This window comes from Vibrio mangrovi (assembly GCF_024346955.1).
Taxonomy (GTDB): domain Bacteria; phylum Pseudomonadota; class Gammaproteobacteria; order Enterobacterales; family Vibrionaceae; genus Vibrio; species Vibrio mangrovi.
Map to the genome: position 1 here is coordinate 933,553 of NZ_AP024883.1, position 18,171 is coordinate 951,723.

The window sequence follows — 18,171 nt, forward strand, 5'->3', positions numbered from 1 at the left end:
ACGCTTCTGATTTGATCGATTTATGGAGCTGCCCGAATTTGGTATTTCCCCTGAGTGGATTGATGGGGGACATGAGGGAAGTTCTGTCAGGCCATGCTGATCTAATGGCCTTGTTGTTGAGTTAGATCGAAATAGGAACTTGCAGCTCGGACATTTTTTGTTCACCCCTAATTTATTATTGGAAGATTTTGACCCCTTTCCATCGCCACTTCATATGAAGTGGCGTTTTTTTATTTTTCGGTCTGTTATCCTTTTTGATGAGAAAGGATAGAAGGTGGTCTCCGGTTGCTCCTGCGGTGTAAGACCGAATATTTACAGGGTTTCATAAAGTTGACTATCAGGTCAGTTTTTATGTGAATTGAGCTAGAATTTGCCGGGTTTAGTCTCTATAATCGCCCCCCAATCGTTTACGCAACCGTTTACTTGAAATCTATACAGGATCCATCATGCTCGAGAAGCTATTTAAACTGAGTGAACATGGTACAACCATGCGAACAGAAGTCATTGCGGGAATTACGACTTTTCTGACCATGGCTTATATTATCTTTGTCAATCCGGCGATTTTATCCGATACGGGAATGGATCGTGGGGCAGTTTTTGTTGCAACATGTCTGGCTGCTGCCGTCGGATGTTTTATCATGGGCTTCATTGCAAACTATCCGATTGCTCTTGCTCCGGGAATGGGGCTGAACGCTTTCTTCACATATACTGTTGTTCTTGGTCTGGGTTACACCTGGCAGGTTGCTTTGGCTGCGGTATTTGCTTCCGGCGTGTTGTTTATTCTGCTGAGCCTGTTTAAAATACGGGAGTGGATTATTAACTCGATTCCTATGTCCTTAAGGACTGGAATCTCAGCTGGTATCGGGTTGTTCCTTGCTTTCATCGCGCTAAAGAATGCCGGCATCATTGTTGATAATCCGGCCACGCTTGTTTCACTTGGAAATATGACGTCACTTCAGTGTGTGCTGGGCGCTTTAGGTTTCTTTCTGACCATCGCCTTAGTTTACCGTAACGTCAGAGGTGGTGTGATGATCGCAATTCTGGTGATTAGTGCCATTGGTCTGATTTTGGGTGATGTTAAATGGGCCGGTAATCTGGTCTCTATGCCACCAAGTATTGCCCCGACATTTTTACAACTGGATTTTTCTGCATTACTGGATGTCGGCATGATCTCAGTGGTTTTTGCCTTTCTGTTTGTCGATCTGTTTGATACAGCCGGTACATTAGTTGGCGTTGCCCAGAAGGCTGATCTTATCGGTGAAGATGGCAAGATTCCTCGTTTGAACCGCGCACTGCTGGCTGATTCCTCGGCAACAGCAGTTGGTGCGTTGTTTGGTACATCAAATACAACTTCTTATATCGAGAGTGCGGCCGGTGTTGCTACTGGTGGACGTACCGGTCTGACGGCTGTCGTTGTCGGTGTTCTGTTCCTGTTCGCTCTGTTTTTTGCTCCTCTGGCCGGAATGATTCCTGCGTATGCAACCGCTGGTGCGCTTCTCTACGTTTCTATTCTGATGTTGTCCGGATTGGTCAGTATCGACTGGCGGGATTTGACGGAAGCAGCACCTGTCGTAGTGACTTGTTTGATGATGCCTCTCACATCTTCAATTGCAGAAGGTATCTCTTTAGGTTTTATCTCGTATGCTGTGATTAAACTGCTGAGTGGTCGGGCTCGTAATGTATCACTGAGCGTATGGGTGATGGCTGCGATTTTTGTTGTAAAATATATCGCAGGATAACGACTTTAGATTTTAGATAAAAATTTGGATAGAAAACAATGAGCAAAAAATTCCTGATTACATGGGATAACATGCAGATGTATTGCCGCCAGCTTGCTGAGCGCCAGATGCCCGCAGAGCAATGGAAGGGATTGATTGGTGTGAGTCGGGGCGGACTCGTTCCGGCAGCGATTCTTGCTCGTGAATTGGGTATCCGCTATGTGGATACCATCTGTATTTCCAGCTATGACCATGACCACCAGCGCGATATGAGTGTTCTTAAAGCACCGGAGCATGATGGTGAAGGTTATCTCATCATCGATGATTTGGTCGACAGTGGAGATACGGCACGTAAAATTCGTGAATTGTATCCGAAAGCCAAACTGGTAACAGTATGTGCCAAACCGGCAGGCAAAGACTTAGTCGACGAGTACGTCGTTGATGTGCCTCAGGATACATGGATTGAACAACCATGGGATACTGTACTATCTTATGTTGAGCCAGTTAATCGTAAGCTGAAATGAATCTTTTCGTATGAATTGATGTAAATTGATGTAAATTGAGAAAGTGGTCCTTTTATGGACCATTTTTTTTTGATTAATATACAGTGTTGCCCGAAATGGTCCCAAGTTATGCCTAAAACAAGAAACAATAGCCAAAATCTTTCTGAACGATTGTTTGCCAATCATAAGCAGGCGAAAGAAACTTCTGCTCTGACCCGGTATATGCCAAGTAGTCAGGCGTTTGTATCCCAGAAAATTGAAGGTGCCTGGTATCGGACGTTAAGAAGAATGCAGTGGGCATGGCAGGGAATCGATCCGGTCGATCAGGAAGAGATTCTGGCCCGAATCGCTTCTTCAGCCCATTCGAGAACGGTTGATGAATGGCTGGATACAGTGATGGGGTACCGGAGGGGCAACTGGGCTTACGAATGGAATAAGCTGGGAATGCGCTATCAGCAGGAATCCGGTCAGCTTCAGGGAGAAGATGCGGCAGATAAAATGTTTACGGCTTCTTTGTGTTTTAGTATTGCCGGATACCCACATTTAAAGAATGATAATCTTGCGATTCAAGCGCAGGCAATGGCCAATTCAGCTTATACGGAAGCGGCGAAACTTTCGCATTATGTTGTGAAGCAACTGGAATTTCCGTATCAAAACAAGAAAATAGTTGCACACCTGCATCTCTCTCATACGGAACATCCGCAACCCGTTGTGATGGTGACTGCGGGGTTGGATAGTCTGCAAACTGATATGTGGCGTTTGTTCCGGGACTATTTGGCACAAAGGGATATTGCGATGCTGACGGTTGATATGCCTTCGATTGGATTCAATTCTCAGTGGCCGTTGACCGAAGATACTTCAGCACTTCATCAGGCTGTTCTGAATCAGCTTTCCGGTTTGCCGTGGGTTGATCATCACCGGGTCGGACTTATCGGTTTCCGCTTCGGAGGTAACGCAATGATTCGCCTTTCATTTGTTGAATCCAGCAAAGTGAAAGCCTGCATCTCGCTGGGAGCGCCGGTACATGACATTCTGTCATCTCCTGAAAAATTAAAGCGGATGCCGAAAATGTATCTTGATGTTCTGGCTTCCCGGTTAGGAAAAAACGTGGTTGATATCGATAGTTTAGCGATGCAGTTACGGGCATGGTCACTCAAAGTTCAGGGATTTCTTGCCAACAGAAAAACAAAAACACCGATTCTGGCTCTGGGATTGGAAGGCGATCCGATCTCTCCTTATTCGGATAATCAACTGGTTGCGCTTTTTAGTTCCAGAGGAAGATCAAAAGAGATTAAGTCAAAGACATTATTCCATGGATATGAGCAAGCCCTCGATTTAGCGATCAATTGGCTTGAAGATGAACTGATTAAGTGACATTTAGTATGATTTTAGTTACAAAATATGTGCTTTGTTGAATATTTTGTTTGAAATGCAATTCTGTAAAAAAGGGAGTGCTGAGATGCCAGAATTGAGTAAGGAACCTACATATCATCGGCTAAATGCTGCATTTAAATTATTAGGTCCGTATCTGAGAGAAGATAAATATCAGAGTGGAACTTACCTGTTTGATTGCCTGGCTGTTTGTGTCAATGACAAAAAATCTCCGGAAGTCCGAGAATTTTGGGGGTGGTGGATGGAGCTGTCGCACCCGGGTGAGCAGTTATTTGAGGCGAAATATGCCATCGGTCGATTTGATTTGGCCGGAAACTGGGTGTCTGAAAATCCGCAGCCACAAGCTCTGGAAGAAGTACACCGAACTCAGAAAGCTTTTCATTCAAAGCTTGAAACACTACTGAAAGAACAATTTCAGTGTGAATTGACGACTTGTGATCCGCTTTTGGTCGACAAGTAATTCCTGTCCATTTTCTGATTCCGACAAAAAAGGTGCAGATTGCACCTTTTCTGCTTGTGAATTTGTCTTTTGATTGCTAAAAATAGTCTCTCATTTTCTACTTAGATCGTATTGATGATGACGACAGAGCAACCTGAAACAGAACAACAATCAAAAACAGTCATTATAAAGTTGGGAACCAGCGTCCTGACCGGCGGAACATTGGCTCTTGAACGGGCTCAGATGGTTGAGTTGGTCCGGCAATGTGCTGAACTCAGACGCCAGGGACATGCCGTTGTCCTGGTTTCTTCCGGAGCCATCGCTGCCGGAAGGGAGCATCTGGGCTACCCGGCACTACCGAATACGATTGCAAGTAAGCAGCTTCTGGCTGCTGTGGGGCAGAGTCAACTGATCCAGACTTGGGAATCTCTGTTTTCGATTTATGATCTCAAGATTGGCCAGATGTTACTGACCCGGGCTGATCTGGAAGATCGGGAGCGTTTTTTGAATGCCCGGGATACAGTGAATGCCCTGATTGAAAACGATATTATTCCTATCGTTAATGAGAATGATGCCGTGGCAACCGTAGAAATTAAGGTTGGTGATAATGACAACCTGTCTGCTTTGGTTGGAATCCTTTGTGGTGCAGATAAGTTGCTTCTCCTGACGGATCAGAAAGGATTATTTACCGCGGATCCCCGGAAAGATCCGAATGCCGAATTAATCCGGGAAGTTAAAAAAATTGATGATACGCTGAGAAAAATTGCCGGGGGAAGTGGTACTACGCTGGGAACCGGAGGAATGGCAACGAAGTTGCAGGCTGCGGATATTGCCCGTCGTGCCGGTATGGAAGTGATTATCGCCTCCGGGCGGGCTCCGAATGTCATTTCTGATTCTCTCAGCGAACATCCGCAGGGAACCCGTTTTTTACCATTGGAAGAAGCACTGGAAAGCCGGAAACGCTGGATTCTGGCAGGGCCGGCGGCATCAGGTGATATCATCGTTGACGATGGGGCGGTGAAGGCTGTTGTATCCAGAGGGAGCAGTCTGCTGGCGAAAGGGATTACCGGTATTCGTGGTGCTTTTGCCCGTGGTGATGTGGCAAGAATCCTGAATCAGTCGGGACAGATTGTTGCCCGGGGAATCTCTTCATATTCCAGCCGGGACTTAGAACTGATCCAGGGTAAACATAGTAAAGATATTCATGATATTCTGGGACATGACTATGGCTCCGAAGTCATTCATAGAGATGATATGGTCATCATTCAGGAATAAGAAGGAAGTATAGCGTGGACTTAACATTGATGGGAAAAGCAGCGAAAGAAGCTGCTTTTCATTTATCAACTGCAACAACAGCACAAAAAAATCAGGCTTTGGCAATGATTGCCGATGAACTGGAAGCGAACAGTGAAGCGATTCTGGCGGCAAATGCGCGGGATATTGAACTGGGGCGTCAGGCTGGATTGAGTGAAGCTTTGCTGGATCGGTTGTTGCTGAATTCTGAGCGTTTGGCCAGTATTGCCGGAGATGTACGTAATGTGATTGGTTTACAGGACCCGGTTGGTAGTGAAATTGATAGTCGTGTTCTGGAGAATGGCATGTCACTTTCCCGTCGTCGTGTGCCGCTGGGGGTGGTTGGCGTCATTTATGAGGCCCGGCCTAATGTGACGATCGATATTGCCGCGCTATGTTTGAAAACCGGTAATGCCAGTATTTTGCGTGGTGGCAAAGAGACGTTTTATTCCAATATGGAGCTGGTGAAAGTGATTCAGTTGTCACTGAAGAAAGCCGGACTACCTGCTGCATCGGTACAGTATATTGAGAATCCGGATCGTGCTTTGGTTAGCCAGTTACTGACTCTGGACCAGTATGTCGATATGATTATTCCCCGGGGTGGCGCAGGTTTACATAAAATGTGTAAGGAAAACAGTACGATTCCTGTCATTATCGGTGGGTTTGGTATCAGTCACATGTTTGTCGATGAGAGTGCGGATCTGACACGTTCTCTGGACGTGATTGAAAATGCAAAGGTACAACGTCCGTCGGCCTGTAATGCTCTGGATACACTGTTGGTTCATGAAGGTGTCGCAACTGAATTTTTACCACGTCTGGTTCAACATCTGGGTGATAAAGTCACTTTTGTTGCAGATGCATCTGCACAGACTGGTCTGAGCGGAGCAACATCTTTGAAAGAGGCTCAGGAAGGTGATTTTGATACGGAATGGCTCAGTTATACGCTTGGTGTTAAAGTTGTGAAAGATATTCATGAAGCCATTGAGCATATGCGGGAACATCATGCCAGCCATTCAGATGCAATCCTGACCAACCGATTGGATCACGCGGAGCTTTTTATCAATGCTGTTGATTCGGCCGCTGTTTATGTGAACGCCTCAACACGTTTTACCGATGGTGCTCAATTCGGTTTAGGTGCTGAGGTTGCTGTATCGACTCAGAAATTGCACGCTCGGGGACCGATGGGTCTGGAAGAACTGACCAGTTATAAGTGGGTTGGTAAAGCAGACTACCTGTCCAGATGTTGATATTTTCAGGGTATATATAAGCGATTGTGTGATAAGGGGGCATTTCTGCCCCTTTTTCTTTCACTCCTGTCTGCAATTCCGTTACACTCACTCTCACTAGAATGGAGGTGATATGCATTGTCCTTTTTGTTCGGAAAATGATACGAAAGTGATCGATTCCCGGCTGGTTGCCGATGGCCACCAAGTGCGCCGCCGCCGTCAATGTCTGGCTTGCCATGAGCGATTTACGACATTTGAAACAGCTGAGCTGGTGATGCCCAGAGTGATTAAATCAAATGGAAACCGTGAACCATTTGATGAAGATAAAATGGTTAACGGTATGCTGAGAGCGCTGGAAAAGCGGCCTGTGAGTGCTGATGCGATTGATTTGTCAATCAGTACGATTAAGTCACGTCTGCGGGCGACCGGAGAACGGGAAGTGCCCAGCGAATTGATTGGTAACCTGGTGATGGAACAGCTCAAAGAGCTGGATAAAGTTGCTTATATTCGTTTTGCATCAGTTTACCGGAGCTTTGAAGATATCCGAGAGTTTGGTGAAGAAATCGCCAAACTGGAAGACTAAAAAGGTTTGATCCATGAGCATATTTAGCGCATTTGACTATCAGATGATGTCAAGGGCGATTGCACTGGCAAAGCAGGGGATTTATACCACAACACCGAATCCGAATGTCGGATGTGTTTTGGTCAGAGACGGCCAGATTGTTGGTGAAGGTTATCATATTCAGGCCGGAGGGCCTCATGCTGAAGTCCATGCATTACGGATGGCTGGAGAACAAGCCAAAGGTGCGACTGCTTATGTCACGCTTGAACCCTGTTCTCACTATGGCAGAACGCCACCTTGTGCAGAAGGACTGATTCAGGCCGGTGTCCGAAAAGTTATTTGTGCGATGCAGGATCCGAATCCGCAGGTTGCCGGCCGGGGGATGGCTATGTTGCAGGATGCCGGAATCGAAGTCCTGAGTGGATTACTGGAAGATGATGCTAATGCGCTGAACCCGGCTTTTATCAAACGAATGAAAACAGGCCTGCCCTGGGTTCAGTTAAAGATGGCCGCTAGTCTGGATGGGCAGACCGCATTAGCCAATGGCGTCAGTCAATGGATAACCTCTCCGGAGGCTCGGTGTGATGTGCAGAAGTTCCGGGCTGGTGCTGGTGCAATTTTGTCAACAAGCCGCACGGTTATCGCTGATAATGCCTCTCTGACGGTCCGGGATAGTGAGTTACCTGAATCTGTCCGGCATGTTTATCCGCTGGCTGAGATCCGGCAACCCATGCGCATCATTCTGGATCAGCATCATCAGTTATATTCCGGGCTGAAGCTTTATGATGCCGGTGGGACAGTGATGACTGTCGGGCAGGAAGATGCGGATATTTGTATTGCGACTGAATCAACAGGTAAACTCGACCTCCGCCACCTGTTCAGAACTCTGGCCGATGAACATCAAATCAACCATCTCTGGGTTGAAGCGGGAGCAACACTCTCCCAAACACTGTTATCGCAACAGTTAGTGGATGAAATTATTTTATACTTAGCACCTAAGTTAATGGGAAGTGACGGACGGGGATTGTTTGGCAGTTTTGGTTTTGAGGTAATGAAAGACGTTTTTCAACTTGAAATCTCAGATATTGTCCGGGTTGGCCCCGATATTCGTATCACTGCAATACCGCAGTATCACTCCTTTGTTTAAGAATATAAGAGTAACTTTATGTTTACAGGTATTGTTGAGTCGACCGGAACACTGATGGCAATTACTCCTAAAGGGGAAGATGTGTCTATTCAGGTCGATGTCGGTTCTTTGGATATGACAGATGTCAGGCTTGGGGACAGTATTGCGACCAATGGTGTGTGTCTGACCGTGGTTCACATGACCGAGAAAACTTATACCGCCGATTTGTCTTTAGAAACCCTGAATAAGTCGAGTTTTGCTCAGGCTCGTGTTGGTGATCAGGTTAATCTGGAAAAGGCAATGCTGCCGACGACCCGGTTTGGCGGACATATTGTTTCCGGTCATGTCGACGGCATCGGGGAGATTGTCGAACGTGCTCAGGTCGGGCGGGCAATCGAATTCTGGATCGCCTTACCGGAAGAGCTTGCCCGATACGTGGCTGAAAAAGGGTCGATTACGGTTGACGGTATTAGTCTGACAGTGAATGCCTTGCGTAAGAATACCTTTAAACTGACAATCATTCCCCATACTTCGTCAGAAACAACGATTCATTCATTTCAGGTCGGACGGAAAGTCAATCTGGAAGTCGATGTGATGGCTCGCTATCTGGAGCGATTACTGAGTGCCGGTAAAGCTGATCAGAATGAGCCCGGCTCCTCCATCACTTTCGAATTTCTGCAACAAAATGGTTTTGCCTGAATCACAGAAATTGTGGATGTCAGGTGGCATTGAAGAATTATACAAATAAATGTACTGAATCAGTACCGAGGATAGAAACAATGGCGATTAGCACCCCCCAGGAAATTATCGAAGATATTCGTCAGGGTAAAATGGTTATCCTGATGGATGATGAAGACCGTGAGAATGAAGGCGATGTGATTATTGCCGCAGAGCATGTCACACCTGAAGCGATCAATTTTATGGCAACACACGGGCGGGGACTGATTTGTCTGACAATGACGAAAGAACGTTGTCAGCGTCTGGGACTGGCTCCAATGGTTCAGGATAATAACGCACAGTTTACGACTAACTTTACCGTGTCTATTGAAGCTGCTGAAGGTGTGACGACCGGAATTTCCGCTGGAGATCGGGCCCGGACTGTTCAGGCAGCTGTTGCAGCGGATGCTAAAGCATCAGATTTGGTTCAGCCGGGACATATTTTTCCTCTGGCTGCCCAGGATGGTGGTGTGCTGACCCGTGCCGGCCACACCGAAGCCGGATGTGATCTGGCCAGATTAGCCGGGCTGGAACCTGCTTCAGTGATTGTTGAAATCCTGAAAGAGGACGGCAGTATGGCAAGACGTCCGGATTTGGAAGTTTTTGCAGAGAAGCACCAGATTAAGTTAGGCACAATTGCCGATTTGATTGAATACCGGAACAATACAGAAACAACCATTGAGCGTGTTGCAAGCTGTAAACTACCGACGGCTTACGGTGAGTTCGATCTGATCACCTACCGGGATGTTATCGATAATCAGATTCACTATGCACTGGTCAAAGAAAAAAACGGGCAGAATGTGCCTTTGGTCCGTGTACATCTGATTAATACATTCACGGATGTACTCCACAGTGACCGGAATACGGATCGGAGCTGGAGTATTGAAGATGCAATGAAACGTATTGATGCTGAAGGTGGTGTGTTGGTCTTACTGGGGAATGAAGAATCTCCGGAACTGATTATTCACCGGGTTAAAATGTTTGAGTTGCAGGATAAAGGCGAAGTGCCAGCGATGGCGAAAAAGCAAGGAACATCCCGTCGTGTCGGTGTTGGCTCTCAGATCCTTGCTGATTTGGGTGTGACCGATATGAAGTTGCTTTCTTCTGCCAATAAAAAATATCATGCGTTGGGTGGATTTGGTCTGAATGTAATTGAATATGTCAGTGAGTGATCAGATCGTTCACTATTGATTGAAAGCCGTGAATGTGTTTCGCGGCTTTCTCCGGAAATACCATTAGATATTGATTATGGAACTATGCTAGAATCCGGCGATTCTCGCTGATGAACAGAGTTTTTAAGGAAAGTTTATGAAAGTGATTGAGGGAGGTTTCCCTGCACCTCACGCGAAAATTGCGATTGTCATTTCACGGTTTAATAGTTTTATTAATGAAAGTTTACTTTCCGGTGCGATTGACACGCTGAAACGTCATGGTCAGGTAAGTGATGAGAATATCACAGTTGTTCGTTGCCCAGGTGCAGTAGAGTTGCCTCTGGTCGCTCAGCGAGTCGCAAAAACCGGTAAATTTGATGCAATCGTATCTCTGGGGACAGTGATCCGTGGTGGAACACCACACTTTGACTACGTTTGTAACGAATGTAATAAAGGCTTAGCTCAGGTTTCTCTGGAATACAGCCTTCCGGTAGCTTTCGGTGTATTGACTGTTGATACCATCGACCAAGCTATCGAACGCGCAGGAACCAAGGCTGGTAACAAAGGTGCAGAGGCAGCACTAAGCGCACTTGAAATGATTAATGTTCTTTCTGCAATTGATTCCTAATGGGGGCACGCGTGAAACCAGCCGCACGTCGTAATGCACGTCAGTTTGCTTTGCAAGCTATTTATTCTTGGCAAATTACTCGTGAGAATGTCTCAACAATTGAGGCTCAGTTTCTCTCTGGTGATAAGTATGATGATGAAGAGCATCATTCAACGGAGCCAGCGCTTCGGGCACCTGAAACTGACGTTGAGTATTTTCGTGATTTGCTAGCAGGCGTCGTATTACATCATACTGAGCTGGATAGCAAAATTCGCCCTTATGCTTCTCGTCCGATGCAGGATCTGGATATGATGGAGCTTGCTTTACTTCGTTTAGCGATGTACGAGATGACACGTCGCGATGATGTGCCTTACAAGGTTGTCATCAATGAAGCGATTGAACTGGCGAAATCTTTTGCTGCAGAAGATAGTCATAAGTTCGTCAATGGTGTGCTGGATAAAGCTGCACCTCATGTACGCAAGAAGTAAAAAACGATTAAAATAAACAGGTCAGCGAGAGCTGACCTTTTTTATGAGCAGTATATTCTGGCATCATCGATTGTGTCTCCATATTCAGGAAAATTTTATGACTGGTGAATTTAGTTTAATTGACCGTTTTTTTAAGCAACGGCAAGCACAGCGTAAAGATGTTCAGCTTGGTATTGGTGATGATTGCGCCATAGTAAAAGTGCCAGAGCAGGTCAGGCTTGCCATCAGTACCGATACTATGGTTTCCGGAACTCATTTTCTTCCTGACGCGAATCCAGCCTGGGTCGCACATAAAGCACTGGCATCCAATTTGAGTGATTTGGCATCAATGGGGGCAACTCCGGCCTGGTGTTCTCTGGCTCTGACTTTGCCAGAGACAGATACAGAATGGCTGAGTCAGTTCTGTGATGCTTTTTTTGAGTTGGCGAGTTATTACAATATCCAACTGATTGGCGGAGATACAACCCGTGGGCCGCTGAGTATTACATTGACTGTTCATGGCTTTGTTCCGGAAGATCAGGTTCTGACGCGTCAGGGAGCAAAAGTCGGAGATTGGATCTATGTGACCGGAACGCTGGGAGACAGTAAAGCTGGATTAGAGCTGATTCTGTCCGGGGAGCAGATGGTTCATCCTTCAGGTGCCGAACTGGAAAAGCGTCATTATTTGTCTTCTCCCCGGGTTCTTGCCGGGCAGGCTTTGTTAAAACTGGCTTCTTCCGCCATTGATATATCCGATGGTTTGGCCGCCGATGTTCAACATATTCTGGAATGTTCCGGGGTCGGTGCCAGTATTGATGTGAGTTGTTTACCTGTATCGAAAGAGCTATTGCAGTATTTGGGCGATGATATTGTCAAAGCGCAGCAGTATGCTTTGACGAGTGGTGAAGAGTATGAGCTCTGTTTTACGGTTTCAGAGGGAAATAAAGGTTCACTGGAGAGTGCTCTTTCTCATTGTGATACACCACTGACTTGCATCGGACAAATTCGGCCTCAGGGGCAGTGGGAACTACATGATAAAGGGAAACCACTTGCGTGGAACCTGACCGGTTATGATCATTTTCGGCGGGAGAAATAAGTCATGAAACCAACTGAACGGCTGAATCTGTGTAATCCCTGGCATCTGCTTGCGACTGGTTTCGGGAGTGGATTGTCTCCGGTTATTCCCGGAACTATGGGAACACTGGCTGCTATTCCGTTTTATTTGCTGTTGGCACAATTACCATTTGGGATCTACGTTGCTGTGATCGTCATTGCTGCATTGGTCGGCATCAAAATATGTCAGAAGACTTCAGACGATATGCAAGTCCATGATCACGGTTCTATTGTATGGGATGAGTTTGTCGGATTTTGGATCACGATGCTGATTATTCCCTATATGGTTCAGGGAGTGGGTGACTGGTCATGGATTGCATCGGGATTTGTGTTGTTCCGTTTCTTTGATATGGTGAAACCGTGGCCGATTAGCTGGTTGGATCGCCATGTCGAAGGTGGTTTTGGGATTATGATCGACGATGTTCTTGCCGGTATAATGGCCGGTATTGTCCTGACTGTGATTGGTTTCGGTATGGCATGGTTTGGTTAAAGGTCAAAACTTACAGGTTCCCGTTCAGGAACCTGTTGTTTGGCTGTCAGATCACTTCAGTTTCATGAGATCTGTTTCTATTTCGTGGATTTTACTGGTGACGACTTTTTCAAGATGACGTAAATCATTGAGTATTTTTTCTTTCAGATCACTTTCGGAGAGCTGTTCCGGAGTGGTAATCCGGTTCAGTTCATCAATCACCAACGTAAGATTCCGGTTGATTTCCGTGACTTCTTTATACTGATGACTACCACTATCGACGAGAACATTTTTGACTTGTCTCGGATATTTAAACTTAACGCTTTTGGCGAATAGTTCTCCCCTTTGTTTGTGAAAATAAATTTTCAGCACATCTTTCAGCGCTTCCTGACGGAGCGTGTAGCGTTCTATCTGGGTTGGATCATGTATTCCCAAGCTCGTGAGATGGGGGAACATAGGCTACCTCTCTGATGACAAGTGATATATTCAATGTATCAGCCTCTTTCCGGTAGAGGTAGCACACGCTCCTATTTTGCATTGAAGTTGTGGTGTAGATCGCTCTCTCTGTTTATCTCAGAGAGGCTCTCTGTCTGGCTGTGGGATGTCTGGCCTAATTCGGCATCAAAGCATCTACATTTTCAATCAACACCTGTCTTAAGTGCTCTTGTTCTTCCATGGTCAGTTTTCCGTGCTGCGTACTGGCAATGATGAACAAATCTTCGGCTCTTTCTCCAATGGTTGTAATCTTTGCTCCGCGGATGTCAAATCCCAGCTCTGCAAAGGTCGCACCGACAGTTGCCAGCAGACCGGGCATGTCCAGAGCGACAAATTCCAGCAGGGTTCGTTTTTTGCTTTTGGTCGGCAGAAAATCGACCTGAGTTTTCACTTTAAAGTGTTTCAGGTTGCTTGGTGTTCTGCGTGTTTTATGGAGTGCAGGAGTGCCGTTCTCAATAGCGCGGTGGAGATGAGATGTCAAAATCTGATGTCGTTCGGCATCAATGATTTCTCCATTTTGGTCAAGAACCATAAATGTATCGAGAACATATCCGTCTTTGCTGGTCATAATTTGAGCATCATGAACATTTAATCCTTTGCGATCCAGTTCGGCCACAACGGTTGCAAACAGCGCATGCTGATCCTTGGTATAGACAAAAATCTCAGTCCCGCCGCGTGTGGCTTTCTTACTAATCAGAATCAGCGGTTCGTCCGGGGATTCATGTCTGAGAATATGTGTACTGTGCCAGGCTATCTGTTTGTGAGTATGACGCAGGAAGTAGTCTGCTTTAAAACGCTGCCACAACGATTCGATTTCCCGGCTGGTGAAACCTTCTTTTCTTAATAATGCGGAAGAGAGTTGTTGGTTATGCCGGATGCGCTCTCTGACATCAACCGGGTTTTCCAGTCCACGGCGTAATACCCGTTGTGTTGAGTAAAATAGTTCGGCCAGCAGGGTTCGTTTCCAGCTGTTCCATAGTTCCGGATTTGTGGCGCATATGTCTGCGACAGTCAGGCAGACGAGAAATTCGAGGTATTCTTCATCCCGGACTGTTTTGGCAAACTCAGTGATAACATCCGGATCATAGATATCACGTCGCTGCGCTGTTACTGACATCAGCAGGTGATTTTGTACCAGCCATGAAACCAGCCTGGCCTCTGGTTTAGATAACCCGTGTTCAATACAGAAGTCATAAGCTTCAACCGCTCCGATTTCTGAATGATCACCGCCACGCCCTTTACCGATATCGTGGAATATAGCAGCAAGAATCAGTAGCTCTTTCTTTTGTAGCCGAGGATAAACTTCACAGCAAATGGGGTGTTTTTCATGATTTTTCGGGTCACTAAAAGTCCGGATATGTTTCAGGAGACGAATACTATGCTCATCGACTGTATAAACATGGAACAGGTCAAATTGCATTTGTCCGACGATATGACTCCATTGAGGAAGATAGGCTGCTAAAACGCCATGCCGGTGCATCAGACTGAAAGCTTTGGTTAGCGCATTAGGATGACGTACCAGCTCCATGAATTTTTCCCGGGCTTCCGGCAGCATATGTAAGAAATGGCTCAGTCTGCGGCGGGCAGTTCTCAGTTGTCTCATGGTTGCAGGTGCAACGCCTTCAATCTGGGAATCGTTAGCAATATGGATAAACATATCCAGTATCGACTCCGGTTTCTGCTGGAAGAGTCCTTCAATCCGGAGTTCGATAAGATTGCCCCGCTTCTGAAAGGCTGCATTGATTACTTCAGGATCGGGTTCATCTCCCTGATCTAAAATTGCCTGATCAAAGAGTTTGAGTAACATTTTATTCAGCTCGGCGACCCGTCTGAGTGTCCGGTAAAACTCTTTCATCATCATTTCAACGGCAAGGTTTCCTTCCCCTTGGAAACCAAGATGATGGGCAACCTGAGCCTGATGGGCAAAAGTCAGCCGGTTATCGTAACGTTTGAGTTCCAGATGCAATGCAAAACGCACACGCCACAAAAAGTCCTGACACTCAGCCAGTTCCCGGTATTCAGCATCTGTGAGAAAACCGTGACGGCTCATTTCAAATAATGAAGTGGCTCCGAAATGTCGTCTGGCAATCCAGCTCAGAGTATGGATATCTCTCAGTCCACCCGGAGTCGATTTTATATCCGGTTCCAGATTATAAGTTGTGTCGTGATAACGGGCATGACGTGCTTTCTGCTCCTGTACTTTGGCACGATAGAATGTTTCTGTCGGCCAGAATGATTCGGATAGAATCATCACTTTGAGCTGATGGAATATATCGTCACAACCTGAGAGCAATCGGGCTTCCTGCAAATTAGTTGCAACAGTTAAGTCTTCACGTCCGATATGTCCGCATTCTTCAATTGTTCTGACCGCATGACCAACTTCCAGTTTTAAATCCCAAAGCAGGGTAATGAATTCACTGATTTTTGCCTGAACTTCTGCCGGAAGTTTCTGCTTGGAAAGAATTAAAATATCAATATCGGATAATGGATGAAGCTCTTTTCTTCCATAGCCGCCAACGGCAATCAGACAGAGATGATCGATCAGATGGAAATCATAAAACTGCCACAATCTCTGGAGCAGTTGATCCATATATTCAGCCCGGCCGTAGACCAGATCCGGGACTGGATGCGCATCCAGAAATGCCTGTTTCTGGCTTTCGGCAAATGCTTCCAACTGATTTTTCAGTAACGGAAGTGTGAGTTGTTCATCTTGCAGTGTGAGTGGTGATTGAACATGCATATCAGTAGCGTCCATGCAACATACATCTTAATTGTGAACATGAATCTATCAAAGATAAATACAGAAGCATACCTTTTGCGCTTCCCTGAGTGTTAAAACCGGGAAAAGGAAGGGAGTTATACCGATAAATCTAAAGCCGTTACAGCCTGAAACAAGAAGAACCAGCAGTGCAGTTCTGGATATCAATGCACTGCTGGTTTTTAGCTTAAATTAAAGATTGTTCAAATGACGGGGGATTGTCTCATCTTTGCGTAAGGTGAGGACTTCACAGCCGGTGTCTGTTACCAGTAGTGTATGTTCCCATTGAGCGGAATTTTTTCCATCTGCAGTATAAACTGTCCATCCGTCTTCTTCATCCAGACGACAGCCGAATTTCCCTGCGTTGATCATGGGTTCTATCGTAAATGTCATTCCGGGCTGTAGCACGGTTCTGTCGCTATTCTTATAGTGAACAACCTGAGGCTCTTCATGGAATCCTGCACCGATTCCATGGCCACAATAATCTTTCACGATAGAGAACTTCATCCGCGGATTATTCTTATTGTTGGTTTTGATATATTTCTCGATGGCCGTGCCGATTTCACCCAGACGAATGCCGGGCTTGACCACTTTCATCGCCAGGTAGAGACTTTCCTGGGCAACCAGGCACAGCCGCTTATCTGCCGGAGAGACATCTCCCACTAAAAACATTCTGGATGTATCCCCGTGATAGCCATTTTTAATCACGGTGATATCAATATTGATAATATCACCATCTTTCAGAATTGCCGGACGTTGGATTTGTCCGAACACGCCGTCTTCGGTGGCTGGAACACCGTGGCAGACGACATGATTAATGGATGTACAAATCGATTTGGTGAAACCATGATAATTCAGTGGCGCAGGAATAGCCTGTTGAGATTCAGTGATGTACCGATGGCAGATTTGATCCAGTTCTTCTGTCGTTACACCCGGTTTTACATGGGGTTCTATCATTTCAAGTACATCTGCCGCAAGTTGGCCGGCAACTCGCATCTTTTCAATTTCTTCTGCGGTTTTTATTTTTACAGACATCGGTCATCTCTATTTCATTTAATATGCACTCAATCGTGCGATGGGCTTATTTTAACAATCGGAGACAGGAGCGCAAGCTGGCAACATCGACGTAACATGACAAATTCAGCTGAGAGGTGATTCCCTGTGGGAAGATTGTATTTTTTTCTAGCCAGTGAACGGTAAAATATGATATAAAGCGCGCCGGAATGACGACGAGTTTCTTTTCTTTTGATAGAAATGAGGATATGTCTTCATTCTTTCCATTTACTTCTTTAAATCACACACATTCCGACACGTGTTCCGGGGTGCTTCTGCTGAAATAGTGCAGGGGTCGGAAACATGGGGGATGTGGAGGCCTAACCCCATAGAGGATGAAAATATGGCAACTGTATCAATGCGCGATATGCTAAAAGCTGGTGTTCACTTTGGTCACCAGACTCGTTACTGGAACCCAAAAATGAAGCCATTCATTTTCGGTGCTCGTAACCGTGTTCATATCATTAACCTGGAAAAAACTGTTCCTATGTTCAACGATGCGCTGGCTGAGCTGGCAAAAATCGGTGAGAAAAAAGGTAAAGTTCTTTTCGTTGGTACAAAGCGCGCTGCATCTGAATCTGTAAAAGAAGCTGCATTAGCAAGCAACCAATACTATGTTAACAACCGCTGGTTGGGCGGAATGCTAACAAACTGGAAAACCGTTCGTCAGTCAATCAAGCGTCTGAAAGACCTTGAAGCTCAATCAACAGACGGTACTTTCGACAAGCTGACCAAGAAAGAAGCTCTGATGCGTACTCGCGAAATGGAGAAGCTGGAGAAATCTCTTGGTGGTATCAAAGATATGGGTGGTTTACCAGACGCTCTGTTCATCATCGATGCTGATCACGAGCATATCGCAGTTAAAGAAGCGAACAACCTGGGTATCCCTGTATTCGCAGTTGTTGATACGAACTCTAACCCAGATGGTGTTGACTATATTATTCCAGGTAACGATGATGCAATCCGTGCAGTTCAACTTTATCTGAATGCTGCTGCTGCATCTGTCAGTGAAGGCCGTAACAAAGACGTTGCTGCTATTGTTGCTGAAAAAGACGGTTTCGTAGAAGCTGAATAATTGCGGC

The 18,171-nt window shown here is 45.9% G+C and carries 18 protein-coding genes; 15 read left to right on the forward strand and 3 right to left on the reverse strand.

Features of this window, described 5'->3' with window-relative positions; genetic code table 11:
• Positions 1 to 446: 446 nt before the first annotated feature.
• The 14 genes from OCU74_RS04135 (at position 447) to pgpA (ending at position 12,804) form a co-directional block, all read left to right on the forward strand.
• A complete protein-coding gene (locus OCU74_RS04135) occupies positions 447 to 1,739 on the forward strand; it encodes an NCS2 family permease (RefSeq protein WP_087480382.1) in 1,293 nt (430 codons plus the stop codon).
• A gap of 38 nt (positions 1,740 to 1,777) precedes the next feature.
• Positions 1,778 to 2,242 carry a xanthine phosphoribosyltransferase gene (gene gpt, locus OCU74_RS04140; protein WP_087480383.1) on the forward strand — a complete coding sequence of 155 codons (465 nt, stop codon included), beginning with the start codon at positions 1,778 to 1,780 and terminating at the stop codon, positions 2,240 to 2,242.
• A 108-nt stretch (positions 2,243 to 2,350) separates the two neighbouring features.
• The gene (frsA, locus tag OCU74_RS04145; protein ID WP_087480734.1) at positions 2,351 to 3,595 is read left to right on the forward strand and encodes an esterase FrsA; all 1,245 of its coding nucleotides are present in this window, start codon (positions 2,351 to 2,353) and stop codon (positions 3,593 to 3,595) included.
• A gap of 85 nt (positions 3,596 to 3,680) precedes the next feature.
• The gene (crl, locus tag OCU74_RS04150) at positions 3,681 to 4,073 is read left to right on the forward strand and encodes a sigma factor-binding protein Crl (protein WP_087480384.1); all 393 of its coding nucleotides are present in this window, start codon (positions 3,681 to 3,683) and stop codon (positions 4,071 to 4,073) included.
• Positions 4,074 to 4,187: 114 nt separating this feature from the next.
• A complete protein-coding gene (gene proB / locus OCU74_RS04155; protein WP_087480385.1) occupies positions 4,188 to 5,327 on the forward strand; it encodes a glutamate 5-kinase in 1,140 nt (379 codons plus the stop codon).
• A gap of 14 nt (positions 5,328 to 5,341) precedes the next feature.
• Positions 5,342 to 6,592: a glutamate-5-semialdehyde dehydrogenase gene (locus tag OCU74_RS04160; RefSeq protein WP_087480386.1), complete on the forward strand. Its 1,251-nt coding sequence runs from the start codon at positions 5,342 to 5,344 to the stop codon at positions 6,590 to 6,592.
• A gap of 112 nt (positions 6,593 to 6,704) precedes the next feature.
• The gene (gene nrdR, locus OCU74_RS04165; protein WP_087480387.1) at positions 6,705 to 7,154 is read left to right on the forward strand and encodes a transcriptional regulator NrdR; all 450 of its coding nucleotides are present in this window, start codon (positions 6,705 to 6,707) and stop codon (positions 7,152 to 7,154) included.
• 13 nt (positions 7,155 to 7,167) lie between these two features.
• Positions 7,168 to 8,280, forward strand: a complete 1,113-nt coding sequence (gene ribD / locus OCU74_RS04170) for a bifunctional diaminohydroxyphosphoribosylaminopyrimidine deaminase/5-amino-6-(5-phosphoribosylamino)uracil reductase RibD (RefSeq protein WP_087480388.1) — start codon at positions 7,168 to 7,170, stop codon at positions 8,278 to 8,280.
• An 18-nt stretch (positions 8,281 to 8,298) separates the two neighbouring features.
• Positions 8,299 to 8,958, forward strand: coding sequence for a riboflavin synthase (locus OCU74_RS04175; RefSeq protein WP_087480389.1), 660 nt, complete (start codon positions 8,299 to 8,301; stop codon positions 8,956 to 8,958).
• A gap of 80 nt (positions 8,959 to 9,038) precedes the next feature.
• Complete coding sequence (gene ribBA, locus OCU74_RS04180) at positions 9,039 to 10,148, forward strand: bifunctional 3,4-dihydroxy-2-butanone-4-phosphate synthase/GTP cyclohydrolase II (RefSeq protein WP_087480390.1); 1,110 nt, start codon at positions 9,039 to 9,041, stop codon at positions 10,146 to 10,148.
• A 136-nt stretch (positions 10,149 to 10,284) separates the two neighbouring features.
• Positions 10,285 to 10,755, forward strand: a complete 471-nt coding sequence (ribH, locus tag OCU74_RS04185; protein ID WP_087480391.1) for a 6,7-dimethyl-8-ribityllumazine synthase — start codon at positions 10,285 to 10,287, stop codon at positions 10,753 to 10,755.
• Positions 10,755 to 11,222, forward strand: coding sequence for a transcription antitermination factor NusB (gene nusB / locus OCU74_RS04190; RefSeq protein WP_087480392.1), 468 nt, complete (start codon positions 10,755 to 10,757; stop codon positions 11,220 to 11,222). Before ribH ends, nusB begins: the two co-directional genes overlap by 1 nt.
• Positions 11,223 to 11,319: 97 nt before the next feature.
• A complete protein-coding gene (thiL, locus tag OCU74_RS04195; RefSeq protein WP_087480393.1) occupies positions 11,320 to 12,297 on the forward strand; it encodes a thiamine-phosphate kinase in 978 nt (325 codons plus the stop codon).
• A 3-nt stretch (positions 12,298 to 12,300) separates the two neighbouring features.
• Complete coding sequence (gene pgpA / locus OCU74_RS04200) at positions 12,301 to 12,804, forward strand: phosphatidylglycerophosphatase A (RefSeq protein WP_087480394.1); 504 nt, start codon at positions 12,301 to 12,303, stop codon at positions 12,802 to 12,804.
• 51 nt (positions 12,805 to 12,855) lie between these two features.
• Here the strand turns inward: pgpA and OCU74_RS04205 are convergent, their stop codons facing one another.
• The 3 genes from OCU74_RS04205 to map form a co-directional block, all read right to left on the reverse strand.
• Entirely contained in the window at positions 12,856 to 13,239 is a 384-nt protein-coding gene (locus OCU74_RS04205) for a DUF3461 family protein (protein WP_087480395.1), read from the reverse strand.
• Positions 13,240 to 13,393: 154 nt separating this feature from the next.
• The gene (glnD, locus tag OCU74_RS04210; RefSeq protein WP_087480735.1) at positions 13,394 to 16,018 is read right to left on the reverse strand and encodes a bifunctional uridylyltransferase/uridylyl-removing protein GlnD; all 2,625 of its coding nucleotides are present in this window, start codon (positions 16,016 to 16,018) and stop codon (positions 13,394 to 13,396) included.
• Between the two features lie 210 nt (positions 16,019 to 16,228).
• Entirely contained in the window at positions 16,229 to 17,071 is an 843-nt protein-coding gene (gene map, locus OCU74_RS04215) for a type I methionyl aminopeptidase (RefSeq protein WP_087480396.1), read from the reverse strand.
• Positions 17,072 to 17,432: 361 nt separating this feature from the next.
• Here map and rpsB point away from each other — a divergent pair, with 361 nt between their 5' ends.
• Positions 17,433 to 18,164 carry a 30S ribosomal protein S2 gene (rpsB, locus tag OCU74_RS04220; protein WP_087480397.1) on the forward strand — a complete coding sequence of 244 codons (732 nt, stop codon included), beginning with the start codon at positions 17,433 to 17,435 and terminating at the stop codon, positions 18,162 to 18,164.
• Positions 18,165 to 18,171: the final 7 nt, after the last annotated feature.